The sequence below is a fragment of the Amycolatopsis alba DSM 44262 genome (assembly GCF_000384215.1).
In the GTDB taxonomy this organism is placed as follows: domain Bacteria; phylum Actinomycetota; class Actinomycetes; order Mycobacteriales; family Pseudonocardiaceae; genus Amycolatopsis; species Amycolatopsis alba.
In genome coordinates this window covers 7145418-7165852 of sequence record NZ_KB913032.1, presented here as the reverse complement: position 1 = coordinate 7165852, position 20435 = coordinate 7145418, and the positions used below count along the sequence as shown (strand labels likewise).

At 67.8% G+C, this 20435-nt stretch carries 22 protein-coding genes; 11 read left to right on the top strand and 11 right to left on the bottom strand.

The window, feature by feature from the left end; all coding sequences use genetic code 11:
- Nucleotides 1–31 precede the first annotated feature (31 nt).
- Nucleotides 32–409 (top strand): hypothetical protein, encoded by a 378-nt coding sequence (locus AMYAL_RS0133750; RefSeq protein ID WP_020635714.1) that lies wholly within the window; start codon nucleotides 32–34, stop codon nucleotides 407–409.
- On the opposite strand, the gene AMYAL_RS0133745 is transcribed toward AMYAL_RS0133750, so the two are convergent.
- Nucleotides 406–1269 (bottom strand): alpha/beta fold hydrolase, encoded by an 864-nt coding sequence (locus AMYAL_RS0133745; RefSeq protein ID WP_020635713.1) that lies wholly within the window; start codon nucleotides 1267–1269, stop codon nucleotides 406–408. The two genes, AMYAL_RS0133750 and AMYAL_RS0133745, sit on opposite strands and share 4 nt — an antisense overlap.
- A gap of 58 nt (nucleotides 1270–1327) precedes the next feature.
- On the opposite strand from AMYAL_RS0133745, the gene AMYAL_RS0133740 reads away from it, so the two are divergent.
- The gene (locus tag AMYAL_RS0133740; protein ID WP_039795943.1) at nucleotides 1328–2164 is read left to right on the top strand and encodes a helix-turn-helix domain-containing protein; all 837 of its coding nucleotides are present in this window, start codon (nucleotides 1328–1330) and stop codon (nucleotides 2162–2164) included.
- On the opposite strand, the gene AMYAL_RS46685 is transcribed toward AMYAL_RS0133740, so the two are convergent.
- Complete coding sequence (locus tag AMYAL_RS46685) at nucleotides 2135–2827, bottom strand: hypothetical protein (RefSeq protein WP_039794565.1); 693 nt, start codon at nucleotides 2825–2827, stop codon at nucleotides 2135–2137. The genes AMYAL_RS0133740 and AMYAL_RS46685 overlap by 30 nt on opposite strands.
- Nucleotides 2828–2925: 98 nt before the next feature.
- Here AMYAL_RS46685 and AMYAL_RS0133725 point away from each other — a divergent pair, with 98 nt between their 5' ends.
- Nucleotides 2926–3774, top strand: a complete 849-nt coding sequence (locus AMYAL_RS0133725; RefSeq protein ID WP_020635709.1) for a fructosamine kinase family protein — start codon at nucleotides 2926–2928, stop codon at nucleotides 3772–3774.
- 1 nt (nucleotide 3775) lies between these two features.
- Here the strand turns inward: AMYAL_RS0133725 and AMYAL_RS0133720 are convergent, their stop codons facing one another.
- A complete protein-coding gene (locus AMYAL_RS0133720; protein WP_020635708.1) occupies nucleotides 3776–4450 on the bottom strand; it encodes a TetR/AcrR family transcriptional regulator in 675 nt (224 codons plus the stop codon).
- Between the two features lie 92 nt (nucleotides 4451–4542).
- On the opposite strand from AMYAL_RS0133720, the gene AMYAL_RS0133715 reads away from it, so the two are divergent.
- A complete protein-coding gene (locus AMYAL_RS0133715; RefSeq protein ID WP_020635707.1) occupies nucleotides 4543–5268 on the top strand; it encodes an SDR family oxidoreductase in 726 nt (241 codons plus the stop codon).
- A gap of 13 nt (nucleotides 5269–5281) precedes the next feature.
- Here AMYAL_RS0133715 and AMYAL_RS0133710 read toward each other — a convergent pair whose 3' ends face one another.
- Nucleotides 5282–6091 carry an RDD family protein gene (locus AMYAL_RS0133710; protein ID WP_020635706.1) on the bottom strand — a complete coding sequence of 270 codons (810 nt, stop codon included), beginning with the start codon at nucleotides 6089–6091 and terminating at the stop codon, nucleotides 5282–5284.
- On the bottom strand, nucleotides 6088–6834 hold the full coding sequence (locus tag AMYAL_RS0133705; RefSeq protein WP_020635705.1) for a hypothetical protein: 747 nt from the start codon (nucleotides 6832–6834) through the stop codon (nucleotides 6088–6090). The genes AMYAL_RS0133710 and AMYAL_RS0133705 overlap by 4 nt, the downstream gene beginning before the upstream one ends.
- A gap of 105 nt (nucleotides 6835–6939) precedes the next feature.
- On the opposite strand from AMYAL_RS0133705, the gene AMYAL_RS0133700 reads away from it, so the two are divergent.
- Entirely contained in the window at nucleotides 6940–7782 is an 843-nt protein-coding gene (locus tag AMYAL_RS0133700; protein WP_039794561.1) for a helix-turn-helix domain-containing protein, read from the top strand.
- Here the strand turns inward: AMYAL_RS0133700 and AMYAL_RS46680 are convergent.
- Nucleotides 7755–7973, bottom strand: a complete 219-nt coding sequence (locus AMYAL_RS46680; protein WP_039794557.1) for a DUF397 domain-containing protein — start codon at nucleotides 7971–7973, stop codon at nucleotides 7755–7757. The two genes, AMYAL_RS0133700 and AMYAL_RS46680, sit on opposite strands and share 28 nt — an antisense overlap.
- Nucleotides 7974–8168: 195 nt before the next feature.
- Here AMYAL_RS46680 and AMYAL_RS0133690 point away from each other — a divergent pair, with 195 nt between their 5' ends.
- On the top strand, nucleotides 8169–8945 hold the full coding sequence (locus tag AMYAL_RS0133690; protein WP_020635703.1) for a helix-turn-helix domain-containing protein: 777 nt from the start codon (nucleotides 8169–8171) through the stop codon (nucleotides 8943–8945).
- A 57-nt stretch (nucleotides 8946–9002) separates the two neighbouring features.
- Here AMYAL_RS0133690 and AMYAL_RS0133685 read toward each other — a convergent pair whose 3' ends face one another.
- From AMYAL_RS0133685 to AMYAL_RS0133675, 3 genes are all read right to left on the bottom strand, one after another.
- On the bottom strand, nucleotides 9003–9266 hold the full coding sequence (locus tag AMYAL_RS0133685; RefSeq protein WP_020635702.1) for an amphi-Trp domain-containing protein: 264 nt from the start codon (nucleotides 9264–9266) through the stop codon (nucleotides 9003–9005).
- Nucleotides 9267–9347: 81 nt separating this feature from the next.
- On the bottom strand, nucleotides 9348–9947 hold the full coding sequence (locus AMYAL_RS0133680; protein ID WP_020635701.1) for a formylglycine-generating enzyme family protein: 600 nt from the start codon (nucleotides 9945–9947) through the stop codon (nucleotides 9348–9350).
- Nucleotides 9948–9960: 13 nt separating this feature from the next.
- Nucleotides 9961–11106 carry a Cmx/CmrA family chloramphenicol efflux MFS transporter gene (locus AMYAL_RS0133675; RefSeq protein ID WP_020635700.1) on the bottom strand — a complete coding sequence of 382 codons (1146 nt, stop codon included), beginning with the start codon at nucleotides 11104–11106 and terminating at the stop codon, nucleotides 9961–9963.
- 395 nt (nucleotides 11107–11501) lie between these two features.
- On the opposite strand from AMYAL_RS0133675, the gene AMYAL_RS0133670 reads away from it, so the two are divergent.
- A complete protein-coding gene (locus AMYAL_RS0133670) occupies nucleotides 11502–12581 on the top strand; it encodes an NAD(P)H-dependent amine dehydrogenase family protein (protein WP_026467663.1) in 1080 nt (359 codons plus the stop codon).
- Nucleotides 12578–13057: a carboxymuconolactone decarboxylase family protein gene (locus AMYAL_RS0133665; protein WP_020635698.1), complete on the top strand. Its 480-nt coding sequence runs from the start codon at nucleotides 12578–12580 to the stop codon at nucleotides 13055–13057. The genes AMYAL_RS0133670 and AMYAL_RS0133665 overlap by 4 nt, the downstream gene beginning before the upstream one ends.
- Nucleotides 13058–13507: 450 nt before the next feature.
- Here the strand turns inward: AMYAL_RS0133665 and AMYAL_RS0133660 are convergent, their stop codons facing one another.
- Together AMYAL_RS0133660 and AMYAL_RS0133655 are read right to left on the bottom strand one after the other, a co-directional pair.
- Nucleotides 13508–14281, bottom strand: coding sequence for a TIGR03084 family metal-binding protein (locus tag AMYAL_RS0133660; RefSeq protein ID WP_020635697.1), 774 nt, complete (start codon nucleotides 14279–14281; stop codon nucleotides 13508–13510).
- A gap of 95 nt (nucleotides 14282–14376) precedes the next feature.
- Nucleotides 14377–15918 carry a GMC oxidoreductase gene (locus AMYAL_RS0133655; protein WP_020635696.1) on the bottom strand — a complete coding sequence of 514 codons (1542 nt, stop codon included), beginning with the start codon at nucleotides 15916–15918 and terminating at the stop codon, nucleotides 14377–14379.
- Nucleotides 15919–16137: 219 nt separating this feature from the next.
- On the opposite strand from AMYAL_RS0133655, the gene AMYAL_RS0133650 reads away from it, so the two are divergent.
- The 3 genes from AMYAL_RS0133650 (at nucleotide 16138) to AMYAL_RS0133640 (ending at nucleotide 20404) form a co-directional block, all read left to right on the top strand.
- Complete coding sequence (locus tag AMYAL_RS0133650) at nucleotides 16138–16503, top strand: RNA-binding S4 domain-containing protein (protein ID WP_026467661.1); 366 nt, start codon at nucleotides 16138–16140, stop codon at nucleotides 16501–16503.
- Nucleotides 16504–16625: 122 nt separating this feature from the next.
- Nucleotides 16626–18959 carry a cellulose binding domain-containing protein gene (locus AMYAL_RS0133645; protein ID WP_026467660.1) on the top strand — a complete coding sequence of 778 codons (2334 nt, stop codon included), beginning with the start codon at nucleotides 16626–16628 and terminating at the stop codon, nucleotides 18957–18959.
- On the top strand, nucleotides 18956–20404 hold the full coding sequence (locus AMYAL_RS0133640) for a cellulose binding domain-containing protein (RefSeq protein WP_020635693.1): 1449 nt from the start codon (nucleotides 18956–18958) through the stop codon (nucleotides 20402–20404). The genes AMYAL_RS0133645 and AMYAL_RS0133640 overlap by 4 nt, the downstream gene beginning before the upstream one ends.
- Nucleotides 20405–20435: the final 31 nt, after the last annotated feature.

Below are 20435 nucleotides of genomic sequence, written 5' to 3'. Positions count from 1 at the left end.
TCTTGATAGAGAGAGCCGGAAGGAGACAGCGATGACCACCACGACACTGGCCTCGACCACGCGGCTGAATCCGGTGAGCCGTACCCTGCCGGTTCTGCTGGCACTGGAGGACGACGCGGAAGACGTCGGCCGCCTTTCCCCGGACGACCGCCTGACCTGCCACGTGCACGGCCGCTGGATCCACCAGTGCGTCGCCTCCCCGCTGCATGTCAACCCGGTCACCAGGCATCGATGGTGCCGATCCTGCGCGACCGCGCTGACCGTCTCGGTCGACGAGCTGTCCGGTGCCGTCACGATGGCCTGTCCTCGTTGCGGCCACGGCGAAAGCACCGCCTCGGCCCGGCTGATCACGGCGTGCCGGGCCAGCCTGGCCGCGGCGCGCGCCCAGGCTGCCACGCGGGTCGCCTAAGCGACCCACTTGAGGAGCCGTTCGATGATCAGGTCGCGATCCTCCGGACGGAGATAGAGGTAATGACCGGCGTCGGGCAGGATTTCGACGTCGGCGTGGGGGACAAGGCTTTCGAGCCGCGCGGCGGCAGCGGCCGGATCGTGCACGACGCTGCGCCCGCCGAAAAGGGCGAGTGTGGGCAATTCGATGGACCGGAGTGCCTTCTCGCTCGGGCATACCTGGAACGGCACTCGTGCCCGGTAGCACCGGACACCGGCGAGCACCAGCCGAGCGGCGGGCTGGTCGAGGATGTCCTCCCCGGCGGACCACGTCGTGAAGCGCCGCCACAGACGTTCGCTGTCGAAGACGGCCGCAGGAAGGCCGTACCGGAACACCTTCCGGGCGAACGGCGCCGTAACGGTGGTCGCGTCCAGCAAACCGATGGACGCGAGCCTGCCGGGCGCGTGGATCGCCTGGTTGACCGCGTGCCAGCCGCCGGTCGAACCGCCGACGAGGTGCACGGCGGTCAGATCCAGGCGCTCGAAGACGTCGTCGAGAGCGCACGCGCGGTCGCGGATGTCCTTGAACGGCATCTTGTGAACGCTCCCGCCCGCCTCGCCGAGAGTGTCGATAGCGTAGACCGTGTTCTGCTCGGCCAAGGCGGGAAGAAGTGCTGCGTAACAGGCGGAAGTCGCCATGAGCCCTGGCAGCAGGACGATCGGCGCGCCGTTGTCGCCATAGCGGTAGACGCGAGTGATGCCGTGGTGCGTCCTGATGTTCACCACCGCGCCCGGCTCCGGGCACTCGGCCATGGCGCGGTCGTAGGCGGCGAAGTACCGGTCCTCGGCCGCGGGATTTCGGAAGCTCCCGATCTTTTTCATGGGTGGAACGCTAGGCAGCGCCCCGTTCCCGGTCTTGAACGAAAGTAAGATGGGCGGCATGGCCGGGTGGAGTCTGGTGGTGCCGCGCCACGACATCGGCCGCGCGCCCGGTGAGCGGATGCTCCGGCGGCCGCATCCCCGTCTCGCCGCACACGTCTCGAGTTACGTCGGGCACGACCTGCCCGACGCCGGGCCGACCGCGTGGCGGATCACGCCGCTGTCCGTGCTGATCTGGGTGATCGACCTCGAAGCCCCGCGCCGTCCGCGCGGGGAAGGCGTGATCCCGGAATCGCCCGTACTGGGATTGCGAGACCGGCCGCTGCTCGCGGAACAGGACGGGGTCTCGCGCGGGATCGCCGTCGCCCTGACCCCGCTCGGCGCGTACGGATTGTTCGGGATCCCGTTGCGCGAGTTGACCAATTCGGCGATCGCGGCGGTCGATCTGATGCCGTCCGGGCCGCTGACCGAACGGCTCGCGGAGGCGTCGGGCTGGCCGGAGAGGTTCCGGCTCCTGGACGAGTATCTGATGTCGAGGCTCGCTCGCGGTCCGGAACTCGCGCCGACGGTCCGCTACGTGTGGGACAGGCTGTCGGCGGATACGGTCCGAGTGGGCGCACTCGCGGACGAAATCGGCTGGAGCAGGCAGCACCTCAACGCCCGCTTTCGCGAACAGATCGGGCTGAACCCCAGCACGATCGGGCGGATCACCCGGCTAAACCGCGTCATGGCGCTGGTGAACGAGGCGTCGTCCCTCTCCTGGGCGGAGGTGGCGCACCTGGGCGGCTACAGCGACCAGGCGCACCTCGTCCGCGAGTTCCGGGCGCTGACCGGATGCAGCCCGACCGAGGTCGGGAAACCGGCCGGACTATTTGTTCCGCCAGGTCACGGAGCGTGAATCGGCGCTCTCGTAAGGCTGGGTCGTGTACGCCAGTGAGGTGATCGGGTCCGACGCGACCCCGAAGTGCAGGCGGCAAGCTTCGAAGACCGCTCCCTTGACCGAAAAGTCCTTCGGCGCGAAGTTCTGGTCCTCGCATCCGGCGACATCGGTCTTCCCCATGCCCAGAAGGGAGCCCGGCCAGCCGCCGCTCCTGGTCTTGGCGGTCAGGATCGGCGCCGTCACCTCGGCGAGGTTGGTGCCGTCGACGTTCGTCAGCTTCTCGTGGACGAAAAAGAAGTTCTTGCCCCGCAACTTGGCCTTGTCTTCGTCCTTGAGCGGCAGGCTGTCGATGTCGGCGTCAGGTGCCTTCACCGATTCGACGGTGACCGTGAGCCCGACGACGCCCTTCGCGTAGCGGCTGTAGAACGGGATGATCGCCTGCTCGCCGAACTTGAGCTTGGTACCCGGTTTGACGGCGTCGCCGGTGACCTCCAGCGTGGGCGTGGTGGTCAGATACGGCATCTCCGTCGTCGTCGGCGACGGGCTTGCGGGTGCCTCTCCGGACGTCGTGGCCGAGGCACTCCTGGCCTGGCCGGTGTTCGACGGCGGAGTGCAGCCGACCAGCGCGACGCAGGCCATCGCGGCGATGGCGGCATGACGAACTCTCGGACGTGTGGGCACGACCGATCTCCCCTCGAAAGTGAAAGCGCGTGGAATTCCCCCGAGAAGCACTCTAGACAACGAGCGTTCACCCGATCGGCGGAGGTAGGTTGCTGGGCATGACCCAGGTTTCGACGCCTGCCGAGGCGGCCACGAGGATCACTGGACGCGCGGTCGCCGAGCAGAGGAGCCTCGCGAGCGCGGTGACCGAAGTGGTGCTGGACAACGGGGAAACGGTGGTCGTCAAACGGGGCCACGCACGGAACGCGATACCCGCTGAGGCGGCGGGACTGCGGTGGCTGGGTGACGCCGATGCCGTCCGGGTGCCGGAGGTCCGCGGCCACGAAGAGGACTGGCTGGTCACGGAACTGGTCGGCGGCGGGCGGCCGACGCATCACGCGGCGGAACGGCTGGGCCGGGGGCTCGCGGCCTTACACGCGGCCGGAGCGCCCGCGTTCGGCGCCGCGCCTCCGGAAGGGCCTGCCGACGCGTGGATCGGGCTTGCCCCGATGGAGAACGCGCCGGGGGAGGACTGGCCGCGGTGGTACGCCGAGCACCGGGTGCTGCCGTATGTCCGCCGCGCGGTCGACGAGGGCACGCTGGACGGTGCCGAAGCCGCCGTCATCGAGCAGGCCTGCGCGCGGCTTCCGGAGGTGGCCGAACCTCCCGCGCGGCTGCACGGCGACCTGTGGAACGGCAATGTGCTGTGGGGAGCCGTCGAGGCCGCCCTGATCGACCCGGCCGCGCACGGCGGTCATCGCGAGACCGATCTGGCCATGCTGCAGTTGTTCGGCTGCCCGCTGCTCGATCGGGTGCTGGCCGCCTATCAGGAGGTCGCCCCGCTCGCCGACGGCTGGACCGACCGGATCGGGGCACATCAGCTGTTCCCGCTCCTCGTGCACACCGTCCTTTTCGGACGGTCCTACGCCGGGCAGGCGGTCGCGGCGGCGAGGGCCGTCGGCCGGTAGTTCACCGCGCGACGCGGTCGAGCCATTCGGCGAGCATCGCGTGCTCGGCCGGGGTCAGCACGTCCACGGGATCGTTCTGCAGGGCGGCCTTGAGCGCGATCGCCCGGCTGGCGACGTCCGAAGCGGCGTCCACGCTGTCGGTGGTGATCGTCGCGATGATGTGTTCGCGCGCGGCGGTGATCAGGTCCGTGTCGCGCTCTTCGGGCGGGCTGGCGATGAGCGAGAGGATCACGCCCATCCCGGTCGCGTGAACCAGCCGCGCGGCTCGTTCGACCGGTACGCGCAGCCTGCCCGCCTCCGCGATGCGTTCGACGATCCGGCTGAGCAGCGCGTCCGCCTCCTTGCGCGCTTCACGGACGCGGGGTTCGCCGTACATGAGCATGTAGAAGGCGGGCTGGGCCAGGCCGAACTCGACATGCAGGTCCCAGCCGCGCCGGAGATCGTCCACCGGGTCTTCGGTCTCGCCGAGATGGTGCTTCTCGCACAGGTATCTCTGGAAGCCATACGTGGCGACCGCGTCGAGGAGGCCGTCCTTGTCGCCGAAAGTGCGGTAGAGCGTCGGCGCCTGCACTCCGGCGGCGGCGCTGACCGCGCGCGTCGACAACGCGTCGCGCCCGCCGTCCAGCAGCAGTTCCGCCGCCGCGCGGACCAGGCGGTCTTTCGTCGTCAACGTCATGTATCGACGATAACATGGATCGGTTAGCGCTGGTTCGCTATCGGTGATACCTTGAAATCGTTATCAACGGAAACGTCTGATGGGAGCGCACCATGACACGCGTAGCGATCGTCACCGGCGGGTCGCGGGGTATCGGCAGGGAGTCGGCCGAGCGGCTGGCGTCCGACGGATTCGCGGTCGTCGTCGGCTACGGCGGCAACAAGGATGAGGCGCAGGCGGCGGTCGAGGCGATCACCGGCGCGGGCGGTCAGGCGATCGCGGTGCAGGCCGACGTCGCCGACGAGAACGCCGTCGCGGCCCTGTTCGACACCGCGGAGAAGAGTTTCGGCGGGGTCGACGTCGTCGTCCACGCCGCCGGGACCATGTATCTCGCGCCGGTGGCCGAACTGGATCTCGACCGGCTGGACCGGTTGCACCGCACCAACATACGGGGCACCTTCGTGGTCGATCAGCAGGCCGCCCGCCGTGTTCGCGACGGCGGCGCGATCATCAACTTCTCGACGTCGGTGCTCGGCCTCGCCCTGCCAGGGTACGCGGCCTATGCGGCCACGAAGGGCGCCGTCGAGGCGATCACCCTGGTTCTCGCCCGCGAACTGCGCGGCCGTGACATCACGGTGAACGCGGTGGCCCCCGGCCCGACCGCGACGGCGTTGTTCCTCGACGGCAAGGACGAGGAGACCGTCGCTCGCATGGCGGCGCAGCCCCCGCTCGAGCGTCTCGGCACCCCGGCCGACATCGCGGAGGTCGTTTCGTTCCTCGCCGGTCCGGCCCGCTGGGTCAACGGTCAGGTTCTCCGCGCCAACGGCGGAATCGTCTGAGGAGGTTCTCGGTTCACGGTGACCCGTCGTCGCGCCGCATGGCCTGACGGCCCCGCTCCCGGACCTGATGGAAGGTCGCTTGAGCCTGCTGGGAGAACTGCTGGACCTGGGGCGCTTGCCAGGCTTGGCGGGCACGCGTCATGCCGGTGTCCAGGGCCCGCTGCTGGAACTCGCGGGCTTGCCGCAGTTGTTCCGTCCAGGTCTTGGAGACCACGACCGAGCCGGTCCGCCGATCGTGCCAGGACGTCTTGCCGGTGACCGAGGTCCGCAGGAGGCAGCATTCGACAGCCGAGAAGATCAGGAGCGCGACACCGGCCAGCATGAGCGGCACGCTCAACTGGAGGACGGCCGCGATGAGCAGCACCCAGCCGAGGCCTGGGATGAGCACGGTGATCGCGGTTCGGGCGCAGACCTGGCCGAAGCTCAGCCGGCCACCGTCGGCGCGGCACACCGTCAGCGCGAAGGCTGCCTTGCCCAGGGTGCGTCCCCAAACGCGGACGAGAAGCACTTCGTACGCCATGATCAGCAAGACCTGTACCGCCAGGGTCAGGGCGACGACCAGGACGATGTCGCCCCACAGGGCTCCCGCCTCGGCTCCGGCGGTGTCACCGAGAGCGCCCCATTCCCCGAACAGGGATTTGAAGATCCCTTTGCCTGCCAGGACAAAGCCATGTTCGGTGGCCTCGCTCTGGATCTTCTCGGCGGTCAGGAACCAGAGCGGCGAGGTGACCAGCCACGGCACGAGCCAGTCGATCCAGCGGGCTCCCCAGCGGCGGGCCGAGGTCGGATGTGGCGGGAGCGGGCTCCCCGGCGGCTGGATCATCGTCCCACCGCCACCCGTGCTCGCCTGTCCCACAACGGGTTCCTGACCGCGTCCCACCACGTCGAAGCGGCGAACAAGCCGGCCAGGATGTCCAGCGGTTCGAACTTGAAGACGAGGTCGAGGCCGTTGATCACGGTGACGGATTCGATCAGGCAGGCCACGCCGGCGACGGCCGCGGACCAGCGGCTGCGCAGGAGCAGGGCCAGCAGGCTGAGGATCACGACGACGGTGGCGTCGACGACGAGCATGGCCACGGTGCCCATGACGATCTTGACCAGGAGCACGCGCAGCAGGGCGAGCTCGTTCCGCTCGTCGTCCGGAAGCTTCCGTCGTGGGTCGGACGGGTGCCGGGAGAGCTGGAACCGCTCGTCGAACTTGTCCAGCATCGCCGGGTAAGCGGCAGCCCAGGCCAGGAAGACGAGGAAGCCCACAAGGATCAAGCCGGTGGGGCCGTCCTCGGCCTCCTTGTACTTACCGAGGAAGAAGTTGGGCACCATCGCCGCCAGCCCGGCGATCAGCAGCAAGGCGGGCGAGACCCTGCCCAGGCCATGGAACCTGGTCCTGAAGAGCAGGATCAGCGGGAGGCTGATGACCAAGGCTCCGTAGACGAGCCCCGTCTGAAGGAACCAGAGAGCGAGGATCGCCGTGGTCAGCCAGAAGACGGGGTACAGGAACCATCTGCCGATGCGATCGATCACCTCCGGGACGCCCGTGTCGATCAGTTTGTACAGCCACGCGGCCATGACGGCCCCCCTCGTGCAAATATTGCATTCTGCACGGACGGTAGCGAGGTGTCTCCGGTAGTGCAAGAGTTGCATTGTGTAGTTTTTGCTTCGATGGGAGTTCCGGTGGCAGAGGTGTCCGACGCGGGGGAAGACCGCCGCCGGTTCGGCGGTGAACTCAGGCGTCTGCGGGAACAGGCGGGCCGGACACTCGACGAGGCCGCCACGCGCCTGGAGTGTTCGGCCGCCAAGATCAGCCGGATCGAGACCGGTCAGGTCGCCGTCCGGCCGCTGGACCTGCGAGAACTGCTGGACTTCTACGCGGTGGCAGGCGCGCGCCGGGCGGCGATGCTCGCGGTGTCCCGGCAGCGGGGCAAACGGCCGGACCTCGACGGCGTCATCTACGACGGCTACAACCTCTATCTCGGCTACGAAGAAGAGGCCGGTGACATCCGCGAGTACCAGCCGCAGTGGGTGCCCGGTCTGCTGCAGACCCGTGAGTACGCGCACGCGTTGTCTCTCGCGGCCGGCTCGACGCCCGAGGTCGCCGAGCGCCGGGTCGCCCTGAGGATGGAACGCCAGGCGCTCCTCCGCCGGGAAAAGCCGCCTCACCTTTCGGTTGTCGTCGACGAAATCGCGCTTCGCCGTCCGGTGCCCGAGCCGGGCCTGATGGCCGCGCAACTGCGGCACCTGGCCGACGCCGCGGGGGACCCGCACGTCACCGTGCGGGTCCTGCCGTCGTCCGCGGGGATGCATCCCGCCCAGGCGGGCGGGTTCATCATCTTGGGCTTCCCGCGCCCCGAGGATCCGGACGTCGTCTATACCGACGACCTGACCGAGGGGCGGCTCACGCAGGAACCCGGCCGCGTGGCGCAGTACCTCACCGCTTTCGAGCGGGTCCGGGCACTGGCGTTGGAGCCCGCGGAATCGGTCGCCTTGATTCACGACGTGGCGGAGTCACATCCCTGACCGTCCGCGCTCCCGGAATAGTGGCGGACGAAAGCCGTCCAGCCCGCGGGAGAGACGACGAACGCGGGTCCGGGATCCTTGGTGTCCCGGACACCGACCCCGGTTTCCAGGAAGGCGACTTCCACACAGGTCGGGCCGCCTCCGCAACGACTGCTCTTGAACCATCTCGCGCCGGTGAGATCGTGTGCCACGGTAGTTCCTCCCTCATTTGTTTCTCCGGATGAGAAAAGATCGTGGAATGTCCCGTCGTCGCGACGTCGGGAAATTTTGTCGCGACAGCGCACACTCTGTTCACCAGCGAAAACACGGCCGCGGGTGCCGGTCGCCCGCGGTGTCGCTAATCTACGTCCGCATGGTCGCACAGCGCTGAGGGACAGGGGAGCGCTATGGAAGCCCGGAGTGCCGATTCCGGTGACATCGCGGATGCCGAAGAGCTCGGCGCACTGATCAAACGGCTCCGGGACGAGCAGCGTCTCACCCAGGACAACGTCGCGGGCCGCGCGGCGAAACGTGGTCTCCGGATCAGGCGTGAACGAATTTCGGAAATCGAGAACGGCCGACGTGAGCCGCCGACCCAAGGCGAGTTACGCGCCATTCTTCTCGGCCTGGGGCAAACCGAAGAAACGGTGAAGGGATTGCAAGGCCTCCTCGCCGGGACGACCGCCCGACCCTCGGAAGCCGACGTCGTGGAAGTCGCTTTCGCCGAGCCCGTGCGTCAGCCGCCATCGGCGCCCCGCCGGATCGGTTTCGGCCACCGGCTGTTGCTGGTGCTGTCCGGTGCGGTGGCGGGTGTGCTGATCGCGACCGGCGTCGCCGGAGTGTGGCCGTGGACGCTCGTCACCTACGAGGCCGACCTCACGGCGAACGTCGGACGCCCGAACCCCGCCGACGCGCGCGGACCCTGCCCGCAGCGGAGCACCGATGTCCGCGACCACCGCGACGACACCGCGGGGTCGGTCTGGTACCGCGAATGCACGGACTACCTGGAGATCTGGGTGACCGACCACATGAAGGACGGCCGGTGCGTGTGGGCGATCGTGCACTGGAGCAACGGCGTTGTCGACTCGTCGAACCGCGCTTGCCCGGCAGGCAAGATGGAGTTTTCGAAGATCGCCAAGTACGCGCCGGACTTCTGGATGGAGCTGGTCGCGAGACAGACGTGACGGCGGGCCCGCCAGGGAACCGCGGGCCCGCTCGCCAAGTCCTTTGGGGACGGAAGATCAGACGACGGCGCCTTCGGAGTCGTCGTCCGAGCCTGCTTCCTCGATCTTCCACTTCAGCTGGAACTCCACCTCTTCCTCGCCGTCACCGCGCTCGTGCTCGATCGAGAACTGCGCGTGGGCGGGGACGCGGAACCGTTCCCCGGCGATCTGGATGCGGAACGAGGTCTCGGACTCGAGAGCGTCGGCGAGGCGGCGCAGTTTGGCGACGACGTCGGCGGTGGAGTAGACGCGTTCGACGTCTCGGGGAGCGGTTCCGGTCACGGTTTCCTCCAGGGTCCGGCACCCCGGCGGGGTGTCCGTGGCGTCATTCAATCGCGTGATCATCGCGCGCTGTAGCCGGGGTCACAGTGACCGGGCGAGGCGGAAGCCGACGTCGTCGACGCGGAAGGACGGGTGACTGCGGCGCCGAACCGAAGCCCGGCAACTCCAGTGCTCGTCGAACCAGCCGCCGCCTCGCAGCACCCGGTACTCGCCGTACACCTCGGCGTCGTAGACGTCCCAGCACCATTCCCAGACGTTGCCCAGCATGTCGTGCAGGCCCCACGCGTTGGGTGTCTTCCCGCCGACTTCGTGCACGGACTCCGCCGAGTTCTCGCGATACCACGCGATCTCGTCGAGCCGTCCGTACCGAGGACCGGTCGTGCCGGCGCGGCAGGCATGCTCCCATTCCGCTTCGGACGGCAGGCGGTAGCCGTTCGCGGACCGGTCCCACGTCACTTCGGACTCCAGCCGGTATGCCGGGGTCAGCCCTTCGCGTTCGGACGCCGTGTTGCAGAACTGGAGGGCGTCCTCCCACGAGACCTCGGCAAGGGGAAACCTGCCGGGGTCGCGGGTGACCGGAACGGGCGAGAGCAGGAAGGACACGACGTCGACAGCCCAGCTCCGCTGCGTCCGCCGATCCGAAAGCGTGACCTCGCCCGCCGGCACGGTGATCATCTCCATGGTCCCGCCGATGTTACCCAGGCCGCGATGCCTTCAGCCGCAGGACGAACGCGAGCGGGATCAAGGCTAACGCTGCGCTGATCCAGACGGCGTGGCGATAGTCGCCCGTCGTCTCCGTGACGAAACCGGCGAGCACCGGCCCCAGGAACGCGCCCGCGTTGAGCGCGACCGTCGCGAACGAACCGCCGAGGGTGGGCGCTCCGGGAGCCACGTGCATGACCCTCGCCACCAGTGCGGAACCGCAGCCGAAGGACAGTCCACCTTGGACGGTCGTCACGAGGAACAGGGCGACCGGTTGCGCGCCGGTCACCGCCAGTACCGTCCAGCCGACCGGCAAGGCACACAACGCGAGGACCAGGCCACTCCCGAGTTCACCATCGCCCTTACGGCCCGCCACGGTGACCCCGATGAACGCGCCGACGCCGAACGCCGCGAGCAAACCGGAAACCGCGCCGGAGGGCAGGTGCGCGACGTCTTTCGCGATCACCGCGAGGAAGGCGAACGTCGCGAAGGTCGCGCCGTTGACCAAGGCCCCGAGGATCATCGCTTGCCGCACCGGAGGGGATTTTATTTCGCGCGCTTCGCGCCGTATGGAAACTCCGCGTGAGCCCGCCGCGTCGGCGGGTGCCGATCGGAACACCAGTATCAGTGCGGGAAGGCACAACGCCGCGACCGCCCAGAACGCGGAACGCCAGCCCGCGAGATCACCCAGTACGGCTCCGGCGGGCACACCGGCGACACACGACAGCGTGATACCCGCGACCAGGATCGCGGTGGCTCGTGCCTGCTTTCCCTGTGGTGCCAAGGCGGCCGCGACGGGGATGGCGACGGCGAGGAACCCGGCGTTGACGACAGCCGCGGCGATCCGGGTACCGAACAGCACCGGAAAGCTCGTCGTCACGGCGCCGATGACGTGCACGACGGCGAAGGCGGTCAGAAACCCGGCCAACGCCCGGCGGCGCGGCCAGCGTGCGCTGAGCACGGCCATGGCCGGAGCGCCGACGATCATCCCGACGGCGTACGCGGACGTCAGCGCGGCCACCGCGCCGACCGGGACGGACAGGTCACCGGCGATTCCCGGTACCAGACCGGAAACCATGAATTCAGAAGTGCCTTGCGCGAAGACGGCAAGGCCGAGGACATAGACGAACAGAGGCAACGGACGACTCCCAAGCAGAAGACGAGCAGGAGGAGCCGTGCGCTGGACAGGAGGAAACCCGGCCGGGCGCACGGAACAGCGCTCGGTCATCGGAAAGCGGGGTCATCGGGAAGAGAGAGGGCCGATACCTAACGGCCGGATACGACGACTCGCCGCCGGATGACCGGCGGCGACGTTCTGTCCGACTCGGGGCTCGTCACGAGAGCGCACACTACACGCGGCCGTCGGCGACCTTCCACCCGATTACCGCTCACCGATGGGAACGGCGCTCGTTCCGCGTGCCGGAACGCTTTCGTTGCCGCCTCGAATGAACCCGAGTAATGCGCTCTGACCTGCGGTTTTCGTGATTGTTTCGGTACTGGGAACCGATCGGTGATTCGGTTAACCTCGACTTCATGATTCCCACAGTTGTCTGGGGTACAGGCAACATCGGCCGTGCCTCCATCCGGGCCGTCGACGCACATCCGGCGCTGGAACTCACCGGTGTGCTCGTACACGACTCCTCGAAGGTGGGCCGCGACGCGGCCGCGCTCGCGGGAGTCGACGGTGAACTGGGTGTGGCGGCGACCGATGACGTCGAAGCCGTCCTGGCGGCGGGTCCGCGGGCGGTGGTGTACGCCGCGTCCGGCGACATCCGGCCCGCCGAAGCGCTGGCCGACATCGTCCGCGCGATCCGGGCGGGGGCGGTGGTGGTGACCCCCGCGCTCTACGCGCTGTACGACCAGCGCAACGCGCCCGAGGAACTACGGGAGCCTGTGCTCGCGGCGATCGCCGATGGCGGTGGCTCGCTGTTCGTTTCGGGCGTCGATCCGGGCTGGGGCAACGACATCCTGCCGTTGCTGATCAGCGGACTCGGCACCACCGTGGACGCGGTCCGCTGTCAGGAGATCTTCGACTACTCCACCTACGACCAGCCGGATTCCGTGCGCTACCTGGTCGGCATGGGGCAGCCGATGGACTATCAGCCGCCGATGCTGGCCCCGTCCGTCCCCACGATGGTGTGGGGTGGACAGGTGCGGCTGATCGCCCGCGGCCTCGGCGTCGAACTCGACGAAATCCGCGAGACACTCGACCGCCGTCCGCTCGAGGAAACCGTGACCACACGGGCGATGGGCGAATTCGAAGCGGGCACGCAGGGCGCTGTCCGGTTCGAAGTGCAGGGGATCGTGGACGGCGAACCCCGCATCGTCATCGAGCACGTCACCCGCATCCACGCGTCGTGCGCGCCGGACTGGCCGACACCGCCCAGCGGAGACGGGGCGCACCGGGTGATCATCGAAGGCCGCCCCAGGATCGAAGTCTCGGTCGAGGCGACCGACGAGGGCGAGAACCGGTCCGCCGGCGGCAACGCGACCGCGGTCGGCAGACTGGTCGGCGCCATCGACTGGCTCGTGGACGCCAAACCGGGCCTCTACGACGCACTCGACGTCCCCTTGCGACCGGCCACCGGCAAGCTCGGAAGGAGCGCGCGATGAACATCGACATTCCCGAGGGCAAGGACCCGATCGGCTACGTGTGGGGCGAGATGGTGCCCGGCATCGGTGTCGCGGCGTCGCAGCTCTCGCTCGCGGTCTACTCGCACACCACGCTGGGGCTCCGCGAGTTCGAAGCGGCACGGCTGCGGATCGCGCAGATCAACGGTTGCGTCTTCTGCCTGGACTGGCGGACCGAACGCGACGGGGTGAAAGTCGAAGAGGAGTTCGCCGACGCCGTGACCGAGTGGCGCACCACCGACGCCTTCGACGACCGGACCAGGCTGGCCGCCGAGTACGCCGAACGGTACGCGATCGACCACCACGGCATCGACGACGAATTCTGGAAGCGCATGGCCGAGCATTACAGCCAGAAGGAAATCGTGGAACTGAGCATGAGCATCGGTTCCTGGCTCGCCTTCGGGCGGCTGAACCACGTTCTGGGGATCGACACGGTTTGTGTGCTGCCCAAGTTCTGAGGGCCGGTGCTGACCGCTTGCCGTCTCGTGAGTGGTGAGGACGGTTCAAGCCGTCCTTACCACTCACGACCCCGATGCGAGGCTGGCCGTCTCACGTGATTGCCCGGACGACACGCGTGATTGAACGGACGACTCGCGAGACGTCCCGCCAGGCACGCGTGTCGTCCATCCCGTCACGCGTGTCGGCCTGTTGGACACGCGACACCGCCATCCGCGCACCACGGCAGGTACCTAAGACGCCCTTGGTCCTAGCCGTCCTGACGCTCACGACCGCCGAGAGACTGCGCGGCCCGGACACAGGCCGCGTGTCGCGAAAGCCACTTTCGCGACGTCTGATGTCCCGAAAGTGGCTTTCGCAACACGACCAGCGGAGCGCATGCTTGGACCGTCGGCAGGGCTAGTCGTAAGTGGTAAAGCTGGCTCTAACCGTCCTCACCACTCACGAAGCCATTAGAGGAAAACCCTGGCGATGTCCAGCCATTTCCCGGCGTCCTCGCCGACCGCGGTGAGTCCGGTCTCCGTCCGAGGCCTGCGCCGGGTGACCAGAAGACAGAAGTCGAGAGCGCTGCCTTCGACTCGTTGCGCGGCGTTTTCCGGTCCCCAGGACCATGTTTCGCCGTCAGGACCTGCCAGCTCGACACGGAACGGCTCTGTCGGCAGAGGTGACTGGGCGGCGTGGAAAGACAGCTCGCGCCCGGCTACTCCCAACGCGGCCACGTGTTCGAGCCGACTTGTCGGACGGCGCGTGACACCGAGCGTATCGAAAACGTCTTGCCCGTGTGCCCACGTTTCCATGAGCCGAAGGGGCACCATGAGCGTCGCGGTCAGCTGCGAGCCGAACCACGGAAACCCTTGGTCCAGCGGGATTTCCCGGAGTGCCGCCGCCACTTCGGTTCGACCGGCGCGCCAGCGGTCCAGCAGCGCCGATCGCGGTTCGGCCGCCCCTTCGGCGGCTTCGCGATCGGCGTGTCCGCTGCCTGCGGCTTCCACTCGTTTCAGGACGGCGTCGAACGCCTCGGGTGTCCGGATGGCGGTGAGAACGTTCGCGTCGGCCGCGGCGAGGTGAGCGATCTGGTGGGCTATCGTCCATCCCGCCGCCGGCGTGGGCTTGGACCAGTCTGCCGCCGCCGAAACCAGGGCGTCGAGCTCTTCTCCTTCGGCCACAAGGCCGGGCAGAGCGAGGTCACGCTCCACACCGGACAGGTCGAGACCGTAGTCCAACATCTGTTTTCACCTTCGCGAGCGTTGGCGGCACCAGATTCGGGCAGGATCGTTCTGGTGCCGCCAGGCTACCCGAAACGAAGAGACGAGCGAGCTCGTCACAGATCGGTGGCGACGATCTTTTCGATGTTCCGTTCCGCCAGCGCGGTGATGGTGACGAACGGGTTCACCGAGGTGTTACCGGGGATCAACGCGCCGTCGATCACGTAAAGCCCCGGATGGCCGTGGAGCCTGCCGTAATTGTCGGTCGCCTTGCCGAGCACCGCGCCGCCGAGCGGGTGGTAGGTGAGATGGTCGCCCCAGATCTTGTACACGCCGAAAAGATCGGTGCGGTAGATCGTGCCTTCCTTCGAGTTGATCTTGTCGAAGATCGTCTTCGCCATCTCGATCGACGGTTGTTTCCACGCGGTCTGCCAATCGAGGTCGACCTTGTTCGCGCCCGCGTTCCAGGAGAACGTTCCCCGGTTGGGGTTCTTGGTGATCGACAGATAAAAGGAGGCGTAGGTCTCGATGCCGGTCGGCAGCGGGGCGACTTCGGCGAACGCGCCGCCGGCGGCCCAGTTGTCGATGCCCGCGGTGGGGATGGACGACTGCAGCGCCCCGGTGGCGTCCCACATGTGGTTGGCCCGGCCGCACATGACGTTCCCGTTGTCGCCCCAGCCCTTTCCGACCTCGTTGTTGAGGTTGGGCAGCGCGCCGGTCGCCTTGAGCTTGACCAGGAGCTTGCTCGTGCCGACGCTGCCCGCGGCGAAGAACACCTTGTCCGCGGTGACGGATTTCGTCCCGGTGACGGTGCCGGCGGTGTCGAGTTGCTCCATCACCACGGTGTATCCGCCACCGGAGGCGGGCGTGACCGACGTGACGCGGTGCAGCGCCGAGATCGTCACCCGTCCTGTCGCCTTGATCCGCGGGAGATAGGTCTGCTGCAACGACTTCTTGCCCGCGTTGTTGCCGTAGAGGATCTCCCCGGCCAGCGCGGACCTCGGGACCGTGCCCGCCTGCTCCTTCTTCATGTAGTCCCAGTCGTACACGTCCGGGACGAACAGGAACGGGAAACCCGATCGCTGCGCGTGCTTCCGGCCGACCCGCGCGTACTGGTAGCACTCGGCGGTCTCGAACCAGTTCGGATCGATGGTGGCGACGCCGAGACCCGCGTTGGCGCGCGGATAGTAGACGCCGTACATCTCGTCGGCGTTGACCGTGGGCAGGACGGCGCCGAAGTTCTCGCGTTTCGGCGTGACGGCCATGCCGCCGTTGACCAGTGAGCCGCCGCCGAGCCCGCGCCCTTGATAGACGGTGATGCCGCTGAACTCCTCGGCGTCGAGGATTCCGGTGTGGCGCGGGACGTCCTTGTCCAGCGGGAAGCCGAGGAAGTTGCTCAACGGCTGCTTGGTCCTGGTCCGCAGCCAGAAGGACCGGTAGTCGGGAGTGGTGGTGTTGGCGAAGATCTTGCCGTCCGTGCCGGGGGTGTCCCACGCCTTGCCGAGTTCGACGAGGTGGACGTCGACGCCCGCCTCGGCGAGCCGGAGCGCGGCGACGCAGCCGCCGTACCCGGAACCGATGACGAGCGCGGGGATTCGCGCGGCGTCGGCGATCGAACTTTTCGCGGAGGCGGTCCCGCCCAGGGCTGCGGCCCCCAAGATAGAACCAGTTCCTGCAATGAACAGGCGGCGGGATAACTGTCCGGAAGCGCTTCTCCACATGGTTTCGTCGCTCACAAGATCTTCCTCACCGTTGAGGGATTTAGAACAAGTTATACCTTCGGCTATGCCGGGTGGCAATGAACGTGAAGGTTCTTTTCGTTCGCTTGGGCCAGGCAGGCGGGCGGCGTGTCGGTGGATGGGCCACTATGTACTGCTGTGGAGTCCACTCGAGTTGATCGCTGGCTGTGGGCCGTCCGGCTCACCAAGACGCGTCCGGATGCCGCAGCGGCCTGTCGTGGCGGCCATGTCCGCGTGAACGGCAAACCCGCCAAGCCCGCGACCACGGTCGTGGCGGGCGACGAGGTGCGCGCCAGGGTCCACGACACCACGCGGATCTTGGAAGTGACACGGGTGATCCAGAAACGTGTCGGCGCCGCCGACGCCGCGACCTGTTTCATCGACCGGACGCCCGCGCCGCCGCCCGAGTCCGCCGTGCCGGTCGCGCGGCGGGAGCGGGGCGCGGGGCGTCCGACCAAACGGGAACGCCGGGTGCTCGACCGTTTCCGTTCCGGAGAACACTGAACCGTTCACATACATGGACATGATTCACATCCGTTGACGGGTGACAGGGACGTGAACTATAAAGGCTGAGTCCGGGTGTACACGCCGCAACACCTTCCGTCAGTCCGTCACGGAGGTTTCGGGTGTCCCGAAAAAGTACTCTTCGTCGTGCCGTCCTACCGGCGGTCGCCGCCGTGGTCGCCACCGCCGCGCTCCTGCAGATACCGCCCGAGGTGGCGGACGCGGCGCCGGGGCCCGGCGCGCTGACCGGCCTCGACGTCGGTGCGGCCAATCGCCGAGCGCCGGTCGCGGGGCTCTACGACTGGTCGAAAGCCGGTTACCGGGGCGGCGCCGCGCTGCCCGGTTCCGGCGAAGTCAATCCGAACGCCACCTGCCAGGTCACCGCGGCGGAACTGGCAAGCCAGTACAACGTCAAACCCGACGACGGCGCCGACGACACGAACGGGATCCAAGCGGCGATCGACGGGATCAAGAGCGCGTGCTCGCCATCCGGTAGCTACACCAAACTGAGCACGATCACCTTCCCGGCAGGCCGGTTCGACGTCACTCACGAGATCCACGTCGACGCCGATTACCTGATCCTGCGCGGCGCGGGCAAGGACGTCACCAAGTTCGTCTACAAACCCGACGCGAACACCCTCTACGACGCCCTCACCCCGGACGGTTCCGACTGGGACGAGGACGGGATGACCTCGGGTGCGGGCAAGGGCGGCTGGTTGTGGCCCGGCCGAGGGCTGTTCCGGGTCCAGTCCAGGGGAGTGCACTCCTCCTACGCGAGCGACTACGCCTCGGCGCCTGCCAACCGCAAGGACATCTTCGAAGGCACGGTCAACGTCCATTGGAAGGCCGGGGTGAAGCTGCGGGGCAAGCCGGGTGACGCCGCGTTCGCCGCCCGGACGGGGGACAAGGTCGTCCACCTGGCGAGCAGCGGCGCGCTGACCTCGCTCGCCGCCGGGAACCTGGTCAACATCCGCGCGGCCAACTCGCAGAAGTTCTACGAGCAGCAGCAGGCGACGCCGACCACGTTCCCGTTGCTGAACATGCACATGCGCCAGCAGATCTTCACCATCGCGGCGCTCGACACGGCCGCGCGCACCATCACCCTCGACAAGCCGCTCGAATACGACGTCCCGGTGAACTCCACCTCGGACGGTTCGGCCCCGATCGACGGCGCCACCTATGACTCGAAGGCGTCACCGCTCGTCGACCCGGTGCTCGGCGTCGGCTTCGAGAACCTCGGCTTCACGCAGGACATGCCGGGCCTGAACCCGGCCGAGGCGAACAACAACTACGGGAACATGGCGCCCGCCGCGGAAATGCACGGCATCGTGTTCAAGTGGGCGGCGAACTCGTGGGTCCGCGGCATCCGCGCGGACATGACCGGTTCGCATCCGATCGTCACCGAGGAGGCCAAGAACCTCCAGATCGTCGACAACGAACTCAACGGCTCCTGGAACAAGGGCAAGGGCGGCAACGGCTACTTCCGCGGCTCCCGTGTCTGGGATTCGCTCTACGCCGGCAACACCTCGACCCTGCTGCGGCACTTCACCTTCCAGTGGTCCGCCTCGGGCAACGTGGTGATCGGGAACTCGTTCGACTCCGACCTGAACCTGCACGGGGGCTGGGAACGCAACAACCTCTTCGAGCTCAACACGGTCAAGGTCCCGTACGCGCACCGCTCCGGGAACTGCCGGGCCAACTGCGGTGAAGAGGGTGGCGGCGGTCCCGACGACTCGAACTGGTTCCCGATCTGGTGGGGCGCGGGCAAGAAGGCCGTCAAGTGGTCGGGCGCTTCCGGTCCCCGCAACGTGTTCTTCAACAACGCGATGACCAAGCAGCTCACGGACAACGGCCCGTATAACGACTTCTACGCCGACCGGCACCGCGTCTACGCCTTCGGGTGGGACGGCGCCGCGTACAAGCATCTCGACGTCGGCGGCACGCCGATCGCCGACTGGGCGAAGAACGAGCAGCGGGACTACACCGGTGGTCACGGGGTCGACGCGACCAAGACCGACGCCGCGTCCTCGCTGTTCCTGAAGTCCGTCGACGGTGCTCCGCCGTCTTCGTCGACCGGCCAGACCACGACGACTACGTCCAGCTCGACGGCGCCGACCACCACGACCACTTCCGGCCCCGGCGCGTGCCTGACGGCGTCGTTCGCCCGGAAATCGGTGTGGGACAGCGGGTACGGCGGCGGTTTCACCGTCACCAACACCTGTCCGGCCGCGGTGGGTTCGTGGACGGTCGAGTTCGACCTGCCCGCCGGGACGACGGTCACCAGTTCCTGGAGTTCGGTGCTGACCAAGACCGGCCAGCACCACCGGTTCGGGAACGCGACGCACAACGGGAGCGTCAAACCCGGCGGATCGGCGACGTTCGGCTTCAACGCCGCCGGTCAGGGGCTCCCGGTCGCGTGCACGATCGCCGGAACGAAATGCGGAGGCACGGAATGACGAGGAAACGACTGCTCGCCGCGTTCGCGGCCCTGGCGTCGGCGGCGGGCCTGTTCGGGGCCGTCGTCACCGCCGAGGCCGCCGCGCCCAGCCTGTCCGCCACGTTCGCCCAGGGCTCGGTCTGGGACGGCGGGTACGGCGGAAAGTACACGCTCGCCAACACGGGAGACGCGAACAGTACACAGTGGACGATCGAGTTCGATCTTCCCGCCGGTACGGCGATCACCACATCGTGGAGCTCGGTGCTCACCAGGACCGGGCAGCACTACAAGGTCACCAACGCCGGCTTCAACGGCACGATCAAACCCGGCGGTTCGGCGACGTTCGGCTTCAACACCGCCGGGCTCGGCCTGCCGACCGGGTGCACGGTCAACGGCAGCCCGTGCGGGGGAGGGGCGCCGACCACCACCACGGTGCCGCCGACTACGACCACGAGCAGGCCGCCGACGACGACCAGCAGTGTTCCTTCGGGAGAAGTGGTCGACGTGAGCACCACGGCGCAATTGCAAGCCGCGCTGGCCGCCGCGAGCCCAGGGCAGACGATCCGGCTGGCCGCCGGAACCTATCGGGGTTCGTTCGTGGCCACGAAGCCAGGGACCGCCGCCGCGCCGATCACGGTGACCGGACCGTCGACGGCGGTCCTGATCAACGACGGCCCGTCGGGTGAGGCGCCTTCCTGTCCGGCGCCGACGGCGGGCTGGGACTCCGGGTACGGATTCTGGCTCTATAGTGCGCCGTACTGGCACCTCCAGGGCTTCACCGTGCAGGAGTCCAAGAAGGGCATCGTCGCCGACAATTCGCACCACACGGTGATCGAAGGCGTGCGGGTCCATCAGATCGACGAGGAGGCCGTCCACTTCCGCCGTTCCTCCGCCGACAGCGTGATCCGTGACTCGACGATCAGCCACACGGGTCTGGTGCAGGCGGGCTACGGCGAGGGTGTTTACCTCGGCTCGGCGAACTCGAATTGGGAGTGCCACGGCAATTCCGGCGGGGTCGACCGCAGCGACCGGGTTCAGGTGCTGAACAACCACATCGGACCGTACGTCGCCGCGGAAGGCATCGACGTCAAGGAGGGCACCGAGGGCGGCGTCATCCGGGGCAACACCTTCGACGGCCAGGGGATCTCCGGGGAGAACTCGGCCGATTCCTGGATCGACGTCAAGGGATTCGGGTACGTCATCGAGGGCAACACCGGCACCTTCGCCTCGCCGGGGACGTTCGCGAACGGCTACGAGACGCACAATCCGGGGACCACCCCGTCGTTCCCGAACGGCTGCGGGAACGTCTGGCGGGACAACAAGTCCGATCTCGGCGGCGTCGGCCAGTACGCCATCAAGATCACGTCGGCGTCGAAATGCTCGGACCGCCCCAACGTCGTCTACGCGTCCAACACCGTGTCGAGGGCGGTGAACGGGCTGACCAACGTCCCCGTCACGCCTTGACGGACGCCGGTGACGGGAGCCGCGCGGCTCC